The 14,863-nt window shown below is 69.8% G+C and carries 12 protein-coding genes; 5 read left to right on the top strand and 7 right to left on the bottom strand.

Features of this window, described 5'->3' with window-relative positions:
* The 5 genes from ASD34_RS26500 to ASD34_RS26485 form a co-directional block, all read right to left on the bottom strand.
* Window positions 1-1,719 carry a ShlB/FhaC/HecB family hemolysin secretion/activation protein gene (locus ASD34_RS26500; protein WP_235510265.1) on the bottom strand — a complete coding sequence of 573 codons (1,719 nt, stop codon included), beginning with the start codon at window positions 1,717-1,719 and terminating at the stop codon, window positions 1-3.
* A gap of 41 nt (window positions 1,720-1,760) precedes the next feature.
* Complete coding sequence (locus ASD34_RS26495; RefSeq protein WP_235510263.1) at window positions 1,761-3,875, bottom strand: CHAT domain-containing protein; 2,115 nt, start codon at window positions 3,873-3,875, stop codon at window positions 1,761-1,763.
* Between the two features lie 228 nt (window positions 3,876-4,103).
* On the bottom strand, window positions 4,104-6,293 hold the full coding sequence (locus ASD34_RS26490) for a catalase (protein WP_056584490.1): 2,190 nt from the start codon (window positions 6,291-6,293) through the stop codon (window positions 4,104-4,106).
* Between the two features lie 31 nt (window positions 6,294-6,324).
* Window positions 6,325-6,501: a hypothetical protein gene (locus tag ASD34_RS27950; RefSeq protein WP_200937667.1), complete on the bottom strand. Its 177-nt coding sequence runs from the start codon at window positions 6,499-6,501 to the stop codon at window positions 6,325-6,327.
* Window positions 6,502-6,692: 191 nt separating this feature from the next.
* A complete protein-coding gene (locus ASD34_RS26485; protein ID WP_056584487.1) occupies window positions 6,693-7,685 on the bottom strand; it encodes a succinylglutamate desuccinylase/aspartoacylase family protein in 993 nt (330 codons plus the stop codon).
* 161 nt (window positions 7,686-7,846) lie between these two features.
* Between ASD34_RS26485 and ASD34_RS26480 the strand changes: the two genes are divergently transcribed.
* A complete protein-coding gene (locus ASD34_RS26480; RefSeq protein WP_056584486.1) occupies window positions 7,847-8,101 on the top strand; it encodes a hypothetical protein in 255 nt (84 codons plus the stop codon).
* On the opposite strand, the gene rpe is transcribed toward ASD34_RS26480, so the two are convergent.
* The gene (gene rpe / locus ASD34_RS26475; protein ID WP_056584483.1) at window positions 8,091-8,786 is read right to left on the bottom strand and encodes a ribulose-phosphate 3-epimerase; all 696 of its coding nucleotides are present in this window, start codon (window positions 8,784-8,786) and stop codon (window positions 8,091-8,093) included. The genes ASD34_RS26480 and rpe overlap by 11 nt on opposite strands.
* Window positions 8,787-8,846: 60 nt before the next feature.
* Here rpe and apaG point away from each other — a divergent pair, with 60 nt between their 5' ends.
* The 4 genes from apaG to ASD34_RS26455 all read left to right on the top strand — a co-directional run bounded on the left by apaG (window position 8,847) and on the right by ASD34_RS26455 (window position 13,823).
* On the top strand, window positions 8,847-9,242 hold the full coding sequence (gene apaG / locus ASD34_RS26470; RefSeq protein ID WP_056584740.1) for a Co2+/Mg2+ efflux protein ApaG: 396 nt from the start codon (window positions 8,847-8,849) through the stop codon (window positions 9,240-9,242).
* A 122-nt stretch (window positions 9,243-9,364) separates the two neighbouring features.
* The gene (locus ASD34_RS26465; protein WP_056584480.1) at window positions 9,365-11,338 is read left to right on the top strand and encodes a site-specific recombinase; all 1,974 of its coding nucleotides are present in this window, start codon (window positions 9,365-9,367) and stop codon (window positions 11,336-11,338) included.
* Window positions 11,335-12,606, top strand: coding sequence for a cation:proton antiporter (locus ASD34_RS26460; RefSeq protein WP_056584477.1), 1,272 nt, complete (start codon window positions 11,335-11,337; stop codon window positions 12,604-12,606). Before ASD34_RS26465 ends, ASD34_RS26460 begins: the two co-directional genes overlap by 4 nt.
* The gene (locus ASD34_RS26455) at window positions 12,603-13,823 is read left to right on the top strand and encodes a YbdK family carboxylate-amine ligase (RefSeq protein WP_056584474.1); all 1,221 of its coding nucleotides are present in this window, start codon (window positions 12,603-12,605) and stop codon (window positions 13,821-13,823) included. Before ASD34_RS26460 ends, ASD34_RS26455 begins: the two co-directional genes overlap by 4 nt.
* 10 nt (window positions 13,824-13,833) lie before the next feature.
* Here ASD34_RS26455 and ASD34_RS26450 read toward each other — a convergent pair whose 3' ends face one another.
* Entirely contained in the window at window positions 13,834-14,823 is a 990-nt protein-coding gene (locus ASD34_RS26450; RefSeq protein WP_056584471.1) for a GlxA family transcriptional regulator, read from the bottom strand.
* Between the last annotated feature and the right edge of the window lie 40 nt (window positions 14,824-14,863).

Here is a 14,863-nt window from a genome sequence, read left to right as displayed (position 1 = left end):
TCAGAACGCCTTTTGCAGCTGCACGTACAGCCGCGGATTGCGCCCGCCGCCGTCGGTCTGCGCGGGCGGTGTGCCGGCGCGCCAGGCGAGCGTGGCGTTGATCGAGAAGTTGCCCGGGCGCGACCAGCTCAGGCCGATGCCGTAGCCGCGCAGGCTGTGGGTGTTCTCGCCGTCGAAGGGCGAAGGATGGCGCGCGATGCGTCCGCGTGCCGCGTCGTAGAACAGATAGGGCGTGACCTCGTCGGTCGCGGCCCAGCGGTATTCGAGCGTGCCGATCAGGCCCTGGTCCACCAGCAGTTCGCCCGAGGGGTAGGCGCGCACCGCGCGCGCGCCGCCGAGCGCGAGTTTTTCAGACGCGTCGAGGTTCTTGCTCGCCCACTGGCCGCCGACCGAGACGTACAGCGAATGCCGCGGCACGATGGCCTGCAGGCGCGACACCTGGAAGCTCAGCTTGGTGAAGCCGCCTTCGGTGTGGCGCCCGCCGAACTGCTGGTCGGACTGGAAGCTCTGCGCGTCGCGGATCGACAGGTCGCCGTGGTACAGCGTGCCCGAGCTGGCCCAGTAGCCCCCGCCGAGCACCTCGTCGCGCCGCTCCCAGGCCCAGCCGATGCCGAAGCCCTGCACGCGCTTCTTGGCCGTGAAGTCGACGCCGCGCAGTTCGTCGGTGAGGTCCTTCACGTCGGCCGTGAGGCGCAGGAACAGGTTCTGCTGGCGCTGGCGGATCAGCGGGTAGTTGAGCGACACGTCGAGCACGTCGGCACGGCCGCGTGCGTCGAGGTCGACAAACTGGCCGCCCAGGTCGTAGCTCACGCGCGAGATGCCGATGCCCGCGCGCAGGCCGCTGGTGCCCAGCGGCGCCTCGTACGACACGCGTCCATACTGCAGCGCGTTGCTGTTGGACAGCAGCACGCGCGCATCGAGGTTGTCGCCAATGCCGAAGGGGCTGAGCCAGCGGGCCGTGCCCCCCACGCGGTAGCGCCCGGCCTCCTTGGTGCCGTGGTTGTCGGCCTCGGCCGAGAAGGCCCAGCGCGGGCCGGCCTCGACCTCGACCGACAGATCGGTGGTGCCGGCCTGCGCGCCTTCCTGCAGGCTCGACGAGACCTTGAGGCCGGGCTGGTCCGACAGCAGCAGCATCGCGCGCTCGTAGGCCGGCGCGTTCACCGCCTCGCCGGGCTGCAGCGCCGCCAGGAAGCCGCGCACGCGCGCCTCGCTGATCGGCGCCTCGGGCGCGACCACCACATCGACCTTGCCGAGCCGGCCTTCGATGATGCTGATCTCGACGATGCCGTCGCGCACGGTCTGCACCGGCACCACGGCCTGCGCAAGAAAGTAGCCGCGCTCCTTGTAGCGCGTGGTGATGGCCTGCGCGAGCCCTTCGAGGTCGCCGAGCGTGACGTCGCGGCCGATGTACGGCGCGGTGATGGTTTGCAGCTCTTCGTTGCTCAGCGCCTTCACGCCGTTCAGGCGCAGGTCGGTGAGCTTGAAGCTGCCCGCGGCGGCCCGCTGTGGCTGCGCGGGCAGGGTTTGCGGAGCGACGGCGCCGGTGGCCTGCGCGACGGGGCGGTCGCAGCTGCCGCAGGGGTCCTTGGTGGGCAGCAGCGTGGTGGCCTCCTGCGCATGGGCGCGGGGCATGGCGACCCACAGCGTGGCGCCGACGAGTGCCATGGCGGCGAGAGCGACCGGCGTCGGCCGTGAACGAAGGCGGATCGCAGGGGCCATGGCAGTGCTTCTTTGCAGGAGGGAGCGTGGCGAAGACATGGTCAGCTCCCGACGGTGAGACGCCAGTTGCCGATCAGGTTGAACGGCGCCCAGAAGAAGGGATGGGACATCTTGGGGTCCTTCAGCACGGCCAGCTGGCCGGCCTGCATGGCCTTCTGGATGTCGCGGCCCTTGGCGAGCTCGCCGTAGAGCGTGCCCATGAGCACGGCAGTGGCGTCGTCCGACACCGGCCACAGCGAGGCGATGAGGCTGGAGCTGCCGGCCGAGAGGAACGAGCGCGTGAAGCCCAGCACCTCGTCGCCCTGCGCGATGCGCCCCAGGCCCGACTCGCAGGCCGAAAGCGTGACCAGTGCCGTGCCATCCATCGGCAACGCGAGGATCTCGTGCGCCTCGAGAAAGTTCTGCTTGCCGCCTTCGTTCGCCAGCAGGATGCGCGAGTACAGCGGATCGACCTCGTCGGCCTCGGCGTGCGCCGCCACGTGCATCAGCGGCGAGCGCGAGGCCACGTCGCGGAACTGCGTCTTGGTGGCGGCGGCGCCCATGTACACGGTGTTGCGCGGGAACAGCTGCGCGAGCTGCTTCACCTCGGTCTCGGCGCCTGGCAGGTCGTACTTGTCCTCGATGCGCGGATTGCCGAAGGCCGTGAGCGACGCGTTCACGCGCGGCGTGCGCTGCGCCAGCTGCACCGCGATGCTGATCGACGGCGCCACCGACACCGGGTGCGTCTCGATGAGGTAGCGCCCGTCCAGGCGCAGCGCCTGGAACGGCAGGTAGTGCAGCGGCCCGTGCGGCACCACCACCACGCGCTGGCCCGGTGCCAGGCCCAGCGGGCCGAGCAGCGCGGCGCCCAGCTTGTCGGCGTTGGTGATGGCCGCGCGGCGACCGCGCACGATCGAATTGCGGAAGGTCTCGACGAGTTCGGCGAGCTCCTCGCGCTTCACGCCGATGCGCTTCTCGGTGATGCTGTCGGGCCCGACGACCCAGACCATCAGCCGATCCGGCAGCGCGTGGTACTGCACCACGCGCTCGTCGGCCGCCAGCGTGCGCTGCAGCGCGGCCACGCCGACCGTGCCGGCGGACGATTCACTGAGCTTGGCGCGCCCGCGCACCGCATCGAGCAGCGCGCGCGAACGGCTGTGCTCGCTGACCTCGAACGCACGCTGCGGATCGCCCGCTTCGCTGTACACCGCCACGCCGCGCTCGAACACCGACTGCAGGTCGGAGAACAGGCCCATCTTCACTTCTTCGCTGCGAAAGCGCGCGCGCACCTGGTCGACGTCGGCCAGCGCGCGGCCCGCGGCCTCGGCGGCGGCCTGCTTCTGGCCCAGCGCGAGTTCGCTGCGCGCCACGCCGTCCCAGGCCCAGAGGCGGTAGTAGGCGGTGTCGGTGCCAACCTGCCGCGCGGTGAGCGCACGGTACCTGTCGCGTGCCTCGGCGGGCTTGTTCTCGGCCAGCAGCAGGCGGGCGCGCGTGCGTTCGAGCTGCGCGGCCAGCGGCGCTTCGCGCGGCTCGGCCATGTCGCCGAGCACCTGGCGCGCGCGTGCCGCGTCACCCGATTCGATGAGCGCGTTGACCAGCGAGGCCTGCACCAGCGGCGCGTAGCGCGGCGAGCTGTTGGCCAGCGCCTCCTCGTAGCTGAGCACCGCGCCGGCGAAGTCGCCGCGCCGCGTGCGCACGTCGCCGATCACCTTCTGCACCGGGCCGACCACCAGCTTCGGGTCGCGCGCGGTGTGGCGCAGCGCTTCGCGCGCGAACTCCTCGGCCTTTTCGAGCTGGCCCGAGTAGCTGTAGACGATCGCCAGGTCGCGGTTGGCCACGGCGCGCAGGTTCGGGTCGCTGGTGGCGTTGGCCAGGTGCAGCGCCTTGCTCGCGGCGCGCACGCTCTGGCGGAACTCCCCCGCCTCGGCCAGTGCGACGGCCTGGCTGCAGTACTGATAACCCGAGAGCTTGACCGCGTCCTGCCCGTAGAGCACCGCGCCTTCGCTGGTCAGCGCCAGCAGCGTGTCGGTGTCCGCAAGGCGCGCCTGCGCCATCCGGTCGGCCGCGGCCTCGGCATTCGGGCCGCCCGCTGGAGCAGCGGGCGCCGCAGGTGGTGGTGACGCCGGACGTTGTGCCAGCGCCGAAGGGCCACCGGGGCCCAGAAGCAGCACACCCACCAGGCCGACCGTTCCGGCAAGGCCGGCACGGCGACGCGCCGGATGCGCACATCCCCAACTCGAAAACCACGCCATTGAACCCCCTCGACCCATGCACTCGCGCTGCCGCGAACGCTCGACGCCGCGGGAGTGCGCGCCGTTCAGGCCTCGTGGGAAAGTCTAGGAGCGGGTGTTCACCTCGCCTATTCGCAATACGGTCTAGCGCAAATGGCGTAGAGCCTGCTCAGGCTAGGCGGGGACGCTGTCGATGCTGGCGCGGTCCCAGTGCCGATGCTTCGCGATCGCCGCAATGAAGTCGTGCGCGATCTGGGTCGCCGCAGTGGCGTCTCCCAGGTTCGTGACAGGCGTCTGCGCCACCACCACGCCGGCCGGTGCCTCGCCTTCGGGCGTGACGCCGAGCGATGCGAGCAGCTGCACGCCCTCGCCGACCACGCAGATCGCCTTGCAGTGCTTGTAGGCCTCGAGCACGAAGTGCACGGCATCACCCTGCGCCGCGAGCGCTGCAACGCCCTCCGCCCCCGCGGGCACGAGCACGGCATCGAACATCACCGAGGCGGTGTTCGTGAAGGTCATGTCGATGTCGATCTGGCGCTTCGAGGCGCTGGCCACGGTGCCGAGCTTCGGGCCCACCACCTTGCACAGTGCGCCCGCCTGTTCGAGCGCATCGCGGATCGGCTTGAGCGACGCCGAATCGACGCCGTCGGCCACGAGGATCGCGACCTTGCGCGTGCGCACCACGCCGTCGGCGCTGCCGTCGCTCATGCGCAGCGCAGGCGATTCGTCGATGGGCAGGTCCATGCGGTGCTCGCGAAAGCCCGCGTAGCCCGCCGCCGCCTTGGCATCGGGTTCGCCGATGCCCAGTGGCTCGGCCACGCGGCGTGCGAGTTTCTCGTCGACGTGCGCGAGGTTGTCGACCATGCGCTGGCGGATGGCCGGCACATCGACCTTCGAGAGTTCGAAGCGGAAGGCCGCGACGATGTGTTCCTTCTCGGCCATGCTCTGGCTGTTGAAGAACAGGCGCGCCTGCGTGAAGTGATCGTCGAAGGACGGGCTGCGGCGCCGCACCTTGGGCGACACGACCTCGTCGGGAAAGGACTGGAAGCCGTGGCTGCCGCCGTCGACGCGAAACTCGGTGCCGCTGCCCAGCGTGTTGGGCTCGTAGGCGACCTGGCCGCGCGCGATGGTCTGGCGGTGCATGCCGTCGCGCTGGAAGTTGTGGAACGGGCACACGCCCTTGTTGATCGGCAGTTCGTGGAAGTTGGCGCCGCCCAGGCGCGAGATCTGCGTGTCGGTGTAGCTGAACAGCCGCCCCTGCAGCAGCGGGTCGTTGCTGAAGTCGATGCCGGGCACGACGTGGCCGGGGTGAAAGGCCACCTGCTCGGTCTCGGCAAAGAAGTTGTCGGGGTTGCGATTGAGCACCAGCTTGCCGATGCGCTGCACGGGCACCATTTCTTCAGGGATGAGCTTGGTGGGGTCGAGCAGGTCGAAGCCGAGCGACTCGGCGCGGTCGGGCGCGATGAGCTGCACGCCGAGTTCCCACTCGGGGAAGTGGCCCTGCTCGATGGCCTCCCAGAGATCGCGGCGGTGAAAGTCGGGGTCCTTGCCGGCGATCTTCTGGGCCTCGTCCCACACGAGGCCGTGCACGCCGAGCCTGGGCTTCCAGTGGAACTTCACGAAGTGGCTTTCACCGCGCGCATTCACGAAGCGGAAGGTGTGGACGCCGAAGCCTTCCATCATGCGCAGGCTGCGCGGAATGGCGCGGTCGCTCATGGCCCACATCAGCATGTGGGTGGTCTCGGGCATGAGCGAGGCGAAGTCCCAGAAGGTGTCGTGCGCGCTCGCGGCCTGCGGCATCTCGTGGTGCGGCTCGGGCTTCACGGCGTGGATGAGGTCGGGGAACTTCAACGCGTCCTGGATGAAGAACACGGGCATGTTGTTGCCCACGAGGTCGTAGTTGCCCTCGCGCGTGTAGAACTTGACGGCAAAGCCGCGCACGTCGCGCACGGTGTCGGCCGAGCCCCGCGACCCGGCCACGGTCGAGAAGCGCACGAACACGGGCGTCTTCGCGTCCGGGTCCTGCAGGAAATCGGCGCAGGTGTACTGCGACATCGACTGGTAGGCCTGGAAGTAGCCATGCGCCGCCGAGCCCCGCGCATGCACGGCGCGCTCGGGAATGCGCTCGTGGTCGAAGTGCGTGATCTTCTCGCGCAGGATGAAGTCTTCGAGCAGCGTGGGCCCGCGCACGCCCGCCTTGAGCGAGTTGTGGTTGTCGGGAATCTGCAGGCCCTGGTTGGTCGTCAGGTGCGCGGGATGCTCGGCGGTGAAGCCCTCGAGCTGCAGCTGCTTGGCGTTGGCCCCATCACCGGCCTTGGCGGTGCTGGCGCGACGGCCTGCGGCCGCCTTGTTCTGGGGCGTCATCGGGGTTCTGGGCACGTCGTGTCGCCCTCTCTCAGCTGACTTCGTTGCTGTTGCCGCTGGCGCTGCCGCCGCTGCTGCCGATGAAGATGTCCAGGACATTCACCACGGCGATGAGGCCGATGCAGCCGGTCACGGCCGCGACGGCCCAGACCAGGATTTCATCGCCCCACGTGCCCATGAGCGTGTCGAACAGTGTCGAGAATTCCATGATATGTTCCCTCGGAGAAAGTGATCGGGTCGATCGGCTCGGTGCGCCCGACGCCACGGGACAGCGCCCCGGTCGGTCGGCAAGGGCTGAGCTTAGGTTCGGCGCGGCCGCGCACCCGTAGTGGGCGCCCCTCCCCGTCTGTGGGAGAAGGTGGGCGCCCCCGGTAGGAGGGCGCCGACAGCGCCGAGGCTTCAGAGGCCGGGGTCGAGCACGCGGTCGCTGGGCCGCGCGAAGTAGAACCACTCGGCGCCGGGCAGCGCCATGGCATTCGGGAACACGATGAAGCCGTCGTCAGGCGCGCTGACCCGCGTGCCGTCGTGCCGCATGCCGATGGGCTCGCCGCGCCGCACGGCGTCGAAGGTGGCCCAGTCGCGCACGAAGCTGTCGTCTTCGTGCAGGCGGTCGGTCACGCTCGCCAGGCGCAGCAACCGGGGCGGTTGCGCAGGCGCGCCCGACAGGCCCGGCGGCAACGCCGCCATGCCCAGCAGCGCGAGCGTGCGGCGGATGGCGGCCCACGCCACCTCGGGCGCCTGCGGATCCTGGTGCTGGCCGCATTCGAGCGTGACGCCGTAGCCGCCGCAGCTGCGGATGTATTCGTTGGTGCCACGGCCGAAGTCGATGGCGGCCTCGTCGACCGTGGCGCCGCGCTGCGCGAGGCCGGCGGCGTAGATGTCGAGCCAGCCCTCGACGACGATGGGCGTACCGATGTGCAGCGCGAGCCGGCCTTCTTCCTGCGCGCGCGCAAAGGGTTCGAGCGGGCCGTTGTTGTCGCGCGGGCCGATCATGGCGAAGGCCTCGCCCTCGCTCTGGAAGGAATGCAGGTCGAGCAGCGCGTCGTGGCGTGCGATCACGGGCGCCAGCCGGTTGGTGATGCGGGCTTCGTAGTCGGCGGGCAGGTCGCTCGGACGGAACAGGCGGTTGAGGTTGCGCTGGCCCTCGCGCTGCAGGCGGCGCCGCGCGAGCGGGTTGGCCACGGGCACGAGCGTGAGTTCGCCGCGCAGCAGGCGCAGCGCGCCGCTGTCGAATTCGGCCAGCACGCGCGCGATGCCCTCGGTGCCGCAGGTCTCGTCGCCATGAACGCCACCGATCACGAGCAGGCGCGGGCCCGGGTTCAGCGACGCGAACGTGTGCAGGCGCAGGCTGTCGGTGGCGGTCGCGGCGTCGTCGAAAAGGGCGGTGGACATCGGGCGATTATGCGGAGGCGACTTCGACCGCGCAAAAGGCAAGGCGCCGGATGCGGCGGGCGCGCAGCGCGAACCTACAGCCGCGCCCCCGCCTGTCCTACCGCCCTCTCGCGGGGCACCGCGCAAGCTGGCGCCAGACCCGAACATTGAAGGAGCAGACGATGGCCCAGCCGCGCAACGACACGAAGGACGCAGACAAGGACACCGCCGGTGGCGACACGCGCGTCGAAAAGGACGGTGAATCGGCGCCGCGCCTGCCGCACGAGCGCGACCAGTCGTCGGACAGCCAGGCGATGCGGGACGGCCAGCCGCCCGAGAAGGGACGGCGTGGCTACGAGGACGTGGAACGCGGCGTGGTCGACACCGACCGCGGGCTGACGCCCGAGCGCACGCCCGACGGCAAGGTCAGGCCTTGACCGTGGCCAGCTGCTGGCGCATGTCGCCGATCACCGCGCCGTAGTCCTTGGCGTTGAAGATGGCGCTGCCCGCCACGAAGGTGTCGGCGCCGGCCGAGGCCACGCGCGCGATGTTGTCGGCCTTGATGCCGCCGTCGACTTCGAGGCGGATGTCGCGCCCGCTTTGCGTGATGCGCTTGCGGGCCTGCTCGATCTTGCGCAGCGCCGAGTCGATGAAGCTCTGGCCGCCGAAGCCGGGGTTGACGCTCATGATGAGGATGAGGTCGATGTCGTCGATGGCCCAGTCCAGCGCCTCCAGGCCCAGCCCCGGGTTGAACACCAGCCCGGGCTTGCAGCCCGCGGCCCGGATGGCCTGGATGCTGCGGTGCGTGTGGGGCGATGCGTCGGGGTGGAAGCTGATGTAGTCAGCACCCGCTTGCGCAAAAGACGCGGCCAGTGCGTCGACGGGCTGGACCATGAGGTGCACGTCGATCGGCACGGGCGTGCCGTCGGCAGTCTTGGCGTAGGGCTTGAGGGCCTGGCAGATCATGGGGCCGAAGGTCAGGTTCGGCACGTAATGGTTGTCCATCACGTCGAAGTGGATCCAGTCGGCGCCGGCCGCGATCACGTCGGTCAGTTCCTGGCCGAGGTGCGCGAAGTCGGCGGAAAGAATGGAGGGCGCAATGCGGAACGGGGTGCTGCTCATAACCCCGGATTCTCGCAGCCGCCGCAAGTCCGAGGAAAGGCCTCCGTTACCATGCGCCCCATGTCACACAGTCCCTTCAGCGTACAGGTCGAACCGCGATACCTGGCCGACCAGTCCTCGCCCAAGGACAACGTCTACACCTTCTCCTACACGATCACCATCACCAACGTGGGCACGGTGGGCGCGCAATTGATCGCGCGCCACTGGCTCATCAACGACGCTTCGGGCCACCCGCAGGAGGTCAAGGGCCTCGGTGTGATCGGCCAGCAGCCGCTGCTGGCGCCCGGCGAATCGTTCCGCTACACGAGCGGCTGCCGCCTGCAGGCGCCCAGCGGCACGATGCACGGCAGCTTCTTCGTGGTGACCGAGGAAGGCGAGCGCTTCGACGTGCCGGTTCCGATGTTCGTGCTCGAAGCCGACATCGGCGGCACGCCCGTCTCGCGCGTGCTTCACTAGGCACTCCCCCAGGCTTCGCGCACTTCGTGTCGCTTCTCCTTCCCCCTCGCCGGGGGCAACACCAGCGGCCCGGCTGAGCCGGTTCCGCGGTGTTCCCCGCACGGATCCGTTACGAATTCTTCATGGCTGCCGCATCGCGCGACTTGCAGGGGCTGCTTGCCGGCCTCGACCCCACGGCCGATGTGGCGCAGCGCCACATCTGGCTCATCCACCTGTTCGACTGGCTGCGCGGCGACCGTGCGTCGCCGCAGGCGGCCATCGGCCGGGTGCAACTGCTGCTGGACGCCGTCGAGACGCGGCCCGAGCTGTGCGAACGGCTGCGCGCCTGGTGGCGCGCGTTCACGCAGGCGGTCGACCTCACGGCGCTGCTGGCCGACTACGGCTTTGCGCCGCGCACCGCTTTCCTGAGTGAATTCGGCGAGCGCATGCGCCGCAAGATCCTGCCCGGCACGCCCGAGACCACCGACGCCTCGGACCTGTTCCGGCTGGTGCTGCCCGGCGTGTTCGACGCGGGCTGGATCGCGCTGCTCGACGACACCCAGCTCGCGCGCATCGGCGCGCTGCTGTCCGACGCCGCGCCTGCGCACGACGGTTCGCCGCGCTGGCGCCACACGGTGATGGACGCGGTCACCTACTGCTGCAGCCAGGTGGTGGCGACGGGTTTCTCGCCCGAGCTGCGGCTGCGCATCAGCCCCGAAGCGGGCGAGGCGCGCCCTTTTCATGCGCTGATGTCCGACCTCGACGCGCTGCGCGAGCAGATGTTCGCCCGGCCGCACAATGAAGACGCGCTGCAGGCCGCCTTCGTTGCCTTTCGCGACCGGCTCGACGCCTGTCGCTCCAGCGCCTCGTCGGTCTACGCGCACCTGGAAGACAACGGCATTTCGGTCGGCCTGGTGTTCCGGCTGCGCCAGTTGCGCGAGCGCGTGCTGCGCATCCGCGAACTGCTCGACTGCCTGATCTCGCCCGTGCCGGGGCCCAGCATGGCGCGGCTGGTCGGCAAGCTGGTGCTGGCGGGCGGCGAGCGCAACAGCATCCGCGCGCTGATCGCCTCCAACTCGTCGATGCTCGCGGCCAAGGTGACCGAGCGCAGCGCCGAGACGGGCGAGCACTACATCACCCGCGACCGCCGCAGCTACCTGCAGATGGTGAAGAAAGCCGCCGGCGGCGGCGCCTTCACCGCGCTGACGGTGCTGGCCAAGTTCGGCATCTACGCGCTGGCGCTGTCGGCCTTCTGGAGCGGGCTGGCCTCGGGCCTCATGTATGCGGCCAGCTTCGTCGCGATCCAGCTGCTGCACCTCACGCTGGCCACCAAGCAGCCCGCCATGACCGCGCCCGCCATGGCGGCGCGGCTGCGCGACATCAAGTCGGACGGAGCGGTGGACCAGTTCGTCGACGAGGTGGCCAACCTCGTGCGTTCGCAGGTGGCGGCCGTGCTGGGCAACGTGCTGCTGGTGGTGCCGGCAGTGGGCCTGCTGGTGTGGGGCTGCCAGGCCGCGCTGGGCCGGCCGTTGCTCGACGCGGCCCATGCCGCGGCCACGCTGCACGGGCTGTCGCTGCTGGGACCGACCGTTCTTTTTGCGGCATTCACCGGCATCCTGCTGTTTTCGTCCAGCATCATCGCCGGATGGACAGAAAACGCCTTTGTCCTGCATCGCCTGGACTCCGCCATGCGTTACAACCCTCGCATCGGCGCCTTTCTCGGTGCCGCACGGGCCCGTCGCTGGGCCGCCTTCATGCGCACACACATCTCAGGCTTCGCCTCCAACATCTCGCTGGGACTCATGCTCGGACTGCTGCCTGCGTTCGCGGGCTTCTTCGGGCTCGGGCTGGATGTGCGCCATGTCACCCTGTCGGCCGGCCAGATCGCGGCCGCGGCGGCATCCATCGGGTTGCCGGCGCTGCACCAGCCGGCCCTGTGGTGGGCGGTTGCGGCAATCCCGGTGATCGGCGCGCTCAATGTGAGCGTGAGTTTCTATTTCGCTTTCCGGCTGGCGCTGCGCGCGCACAGCGTGAGCCTCGATGACCGCGCCCGCATCCGCAGCGCGATCTGGGCCCGCTGGCGCCGCCGGCCGGTGAGCTTCTTCCTGCCTACATGAACCTGACTGCCTTCATCACCGACCTCCAGGGCTTCTGGTCCGAATGGGTGCGCCCCTCGGCCGGCCTGCCCACCGTGCTCTGGGCTCTTCTGGTGGCCGCCGCTGCCGCTTCCGGCCACCTGGTGCAACGCTACCTGGGGATGCCGAAGGTCGTCGGCTATTCGGTGGTGGGCGCGGTGGTGGGTTTTGCGGGCTTCGAGGGCGCGATCTGGCCGCTGCGCGGCATCAGCCTGTACCTGCTGGAACTGGGCGCGGCTGTGGTGCTGTTCGAGGCCGGCGGGCGACTGCCGCTGCGCTGGTTCCGCCACAACCCGATGGTGCTGGTGCAGAGCCTGCTCGAAGCGACACTGACCTACTTCGGCGTGTACTGGATCCTGATGCTCCTGGGCCTGCCCGACCCGGTGGCCAACCCCATCGCGCTGATGGCGATCGTCGCCTCGCCCGCCGTGCTCAGCCGCGTGATCATGGACACCCGCGCCGCCGGCCCGGTGACCGAGCGCGCCATGACACTGGCCACGCTCAACACCTTCTACGCGCTCGCGCTGGGCTATGCGCAGGCCGGCCTGATCGAGCGCGCGCCGCAGTCGCTGATGCAGAAGCTCTACCCGGTGGCGGTGGTGCTCGGCCTGTCGTTCGTGGTCGGCGCGATCATGGCACTGGCGCTGCGCTCGGCGCTGCGCGTGATGAGCCCGAGCAGCGAAAACACGTCGATCCTGCTGCTGGCGATCATCGCGGCGGGCGCGGCGCTCACGGCCCACATCGGCGGCTCGGCGCCGCTGGCGGCGCTCATCGGCGGCGTGCTGCTCAAGACGCTCAACCCCAAGCCCTGGGCCTGGCAACGCCAGCTCGGCACCGCGTCGTCGCTGCTGACCATGCTGATGTTCGTGCTGGTGTCGATGGTGGCGGCGCAGGCCGACTGGACCCTGCCCGTCGCCAGCGTCGTGCTGGCCGTGATCGGCGTGCGCCTGGTCACCAAGATCTCGGGCGTGGCCATTGCCAACCCGGGCAGCGGCGCCAGCTGGAAGCAGGCCTTCTGGGTCGGCTGCGCGATGACGCCGCTGTCGTCGATCGCCCTGCTGATCGCCTCCAATTTCGCATCGGCCTCGCCGCTCCTGGGCACCATGATCACGCAGGTCGCCCTGCCCTCGATCCTGCTGATGGAAGTGATGGGCGCCGTGCTGGCCACCGTGGCGATCCACGCCGTGGGCGAGAGTTCGGTCCCCTGGGCGCCGCAGGCCTTCAGCACCACGGAAGACACGCAGCGATGAGCAGCCACAGCAACCCCACCTCCATCCTCCCGATCGATCCGGACAGCGACGATGTGCGCTCCGCGCCGCTGCCCGCCGATCCGGCGAGCCGCGCCGTCAAGCTCGAGCCCTTCAACAAGTCGGAAGCGCTGTCGCTCGGCGTGGAGCTCGAGCTGCAACTGGTCAACACGCACGACTACGATCTCGCGCCGTACGCCGAGGACATGCTGCGCCTGATGGCGCAGACGCCGCTGCCCGGCAGCGTGGTGCCCGAGATGACGTCGAGCATGATCGAGATCTCGACCGACATCTGCCATTCGGCGCAGGACGTGATCACGCAGCTGTCGCCGATCCGCGAGGCGCTCATCAAGAACGCCGACAAGCTCAACATCGCGGTGGTCGGCGGTGGCACGCACGCGTTCCAGCAGTGGCACGAACGGCGCATCTACGACAAGCCGCGCTTTCGCGAGCTGTCGGAGCTGTACGGCTACCTGAGCAAGCAGTTCACCATCTTCGGCCAGCACGTGCACATCGGCTGCCCCGACGCCGATTCGGCGCTGCTCATGCTGCACCGCATGTCGCGCTACATCCCGCACTTCATTGCGCTGTCGGCCTCGTCGCCGTTCGTGCAGGGGCAGGACACGCAGTTCGACTCGGCACGCCTGAATTCGGTGTTCGCCTTTCCGCTGTCGGGCCGCGCGCCCTTCACCACGAGCTGGAAGGAGTTCGAGGCCTACTTCGAGCGCATGACCCGCACCGGCGTCGTGCGCAGCATGAAGGACTTCTACTGGGACATCCGTCCCAAGCCGGAGTTCGGCACCATCGAGATCCGCGTGTTCGACACGCCGCTCACCATCGAGCGCGCCGCCGCGCTCGCGGGCTACGTGCAATCGCTGGGCGCGTGGTTCCTGCAGGAGCAGCCGTTCGAGCCGAGCGAGGACGACTACCTCGTCTATACCTACAACCGTTTCCAGGCCTGCCGCTTCGGCCTGGACGCGGTGTACGTCGACCCCGCCAGCGGCCAGCACATGCCGCTGCGCGATCACATCCTGATGACCATGACCCAGCTCGAGTGGCACAGCGAGGCGCTCAACGCCACGCAGGCGCTGGGCGAACTGCGCACCAGCGTCGAGGCCAACCGCAACGACGCGCGCTGGCTGCGCGAGAAGCAGGGCAAGGAACGGCTGCTGGCGGAAGTGGTGCGGCAGGCCTCGCTGCGCTTTCGCGGCGCGGCCTGAGCCTCGCCGGTCAGGCCGTCACGGCCTCCTGCGAGAACTGCCGGCGGTACACCGTCGGTGAGACCTTGAACGCCGTGGCGAAGTGCTTGCGCAGCAGCACCGCCGAGCCGAAGCCCGCGTCGGCCGCCACGCGCTCCACCGAGCGGTCGGTCGTTTCGAGCAACCGCTGCGCCAGCGCCAGCCGCTGGTTCTGCAGCCACTGGCCGACCGTCGTGCCCGTCGATTCGCGAAAGCGCCGCGTGAAGGTGCGCCGGCTCATGAGCGCGCGCCGGGCGAGGTCGTCGAGTTCGTGCGGCGTCTGCAGATGCCGTCCCAGCCATTCGAGCAAGGGCGTGAGCCGGTCGCGTTCGGCCGCCGCCGGCATGGGCTGCTGGATGTACTGCGCCTGACCGCCCTGCCGGTGCGGCGCGACGACCATGCGCCGCGCTGCGCGGTTGGCGGTGTCGGCGCCGTAGCGCACGCGCAGCAGATGCAGGCAGCAGTCGATACCCGCGGCCGTGCCCGCCGAGGTGAGCACATCGCCGTCGTCCACGTACAGCACCTCGGGCTGCAGCACGACCTGCGGGTACTGCCTGGCGAAGGCGGCGGCCAGGTTCCAGTGCGTGGTGGCGGGCCGTCCGTCGAGCAGGCCGGCCTCGGCCAGCACGAAGGCGCCCAGGCACAGGCCGACCACGGTGGCGCCGCGGCGATGCGCCGCCTGCAGCGCACGGATGAGCGCGGGCGGCGCGGGCCGGCCGTCGTCGCGCCAGGACGGCACCACCACGATCTGCGCACGGCGAATCGCCTCCAGGCCGTGCGGCACCCCGAGCGTGAAGCCCGCGTTGGTGGCCAGCGGCCCGGGCTCGGGCGCGCAAACCTGCACGCGAAACCTCGGCGCGCCGGTGTCGGTGCGGTCTTCGCCGAACACCATGCAGGGCACGGAGAGGTGGAAGGGGCTGATGCCGTCGAAGGCCACGACGGCGATGGTTTCAACGGCGGTTCTGGCAGCGGTGGAGCGCATGGCCCGATCTTATCGATGAATGGCTTTCGGGCCACTGTCG

The sequence above is a fragment of the Variovorax sp. Root473 genome (assembly GCF_001426505.1).
GTDB lineage: Bacteria > Pseudomonadota > Gammaproteobacteria > Burkholderiales > Burkholderiaceae_C > Variovorax.
This window is presented reverse-complemented; position numbering and strand designations above follow the sequence as displayed.

Bases quoted from the DNA above. Each gene is read 5' to 3' on its own strand.
- ASD34_RS26500 (WP_235510265.1), bottom strand. From the start codon at position 1,719: ATGGCCCCTGCGATCCGCCTTCGTTCACGGCCGACGCCGGTCGCTCTC.
- ASD34_RS26490 (WP_056584490.1), bottom strand. From the start codon at position 6,293: ATGACGCCCCAGAACAAGGCGGCCGCAGGCCGTCGCGCCAGCACCGCC.
- ASD34_RS27950 (WP_200937667.1), bottom strand. From the start codon at position 6,501: ATGGAATTCTCGACACTGTTCGACACGCTCATGGGCACGTGGGGCGAT.
- ASD34_RS26485 (WP_056584487.1), bottom strand. From the start codon at position 7,685: ATGTCCACCGCCCTTTTCGACGACGCCGCGACCGCCACCGACAGCCTG.
- ASD34_RS26480 (WP_056584486.1), top strand. From the start codon at position 7,847: ATGGCCCAGCCGCGCAACGACACGAAGGACGCAGACAAGGACACCGCC.
- rpe (WP_056584483.1), bottom strand. From the start codon at position 8,786: ATGAGCAGCACCCCGTTCCGCATTGCGCCCTCCATTCTTTCCGCCGAC.
- apaG (WP_056584740.1), top strand. From the start codon at position 8,847: ATGTCACACAGTCCCTTCAGCGTACAGGTCGAACCGCGATACCTGGCC.
- ASD34_RS26465 (WP_056584480.1), top strand. From the start codon at position 9,365: ATGGCTGCCGCATCGCGCGACTTGCAGGGGCTGCTTGCCGGCCTCGAC.
- ASD34_RS26460 (WP_056584477.1), top strand. From the start codon at position 11,335: ATGAACCTGACTGCCTTCATCACCGACCTCCAGGGCTTCTGGTCCGAA.
- ASD34_RS26455 (WP_056584474.1), top strand. From the start codon at position 12,603: ATGAGCAGCCACAGCAACCCCACCTCCATCCTCCCGATCGATCCGGAC.
- ASD34_RS26450 (WP_056584471.1), bottom strand. From the start codon at position 14,823: ATGCGCTCCACCGCTGCCAGAACCGCCGTTGAAACCATCGCCGTCGTG.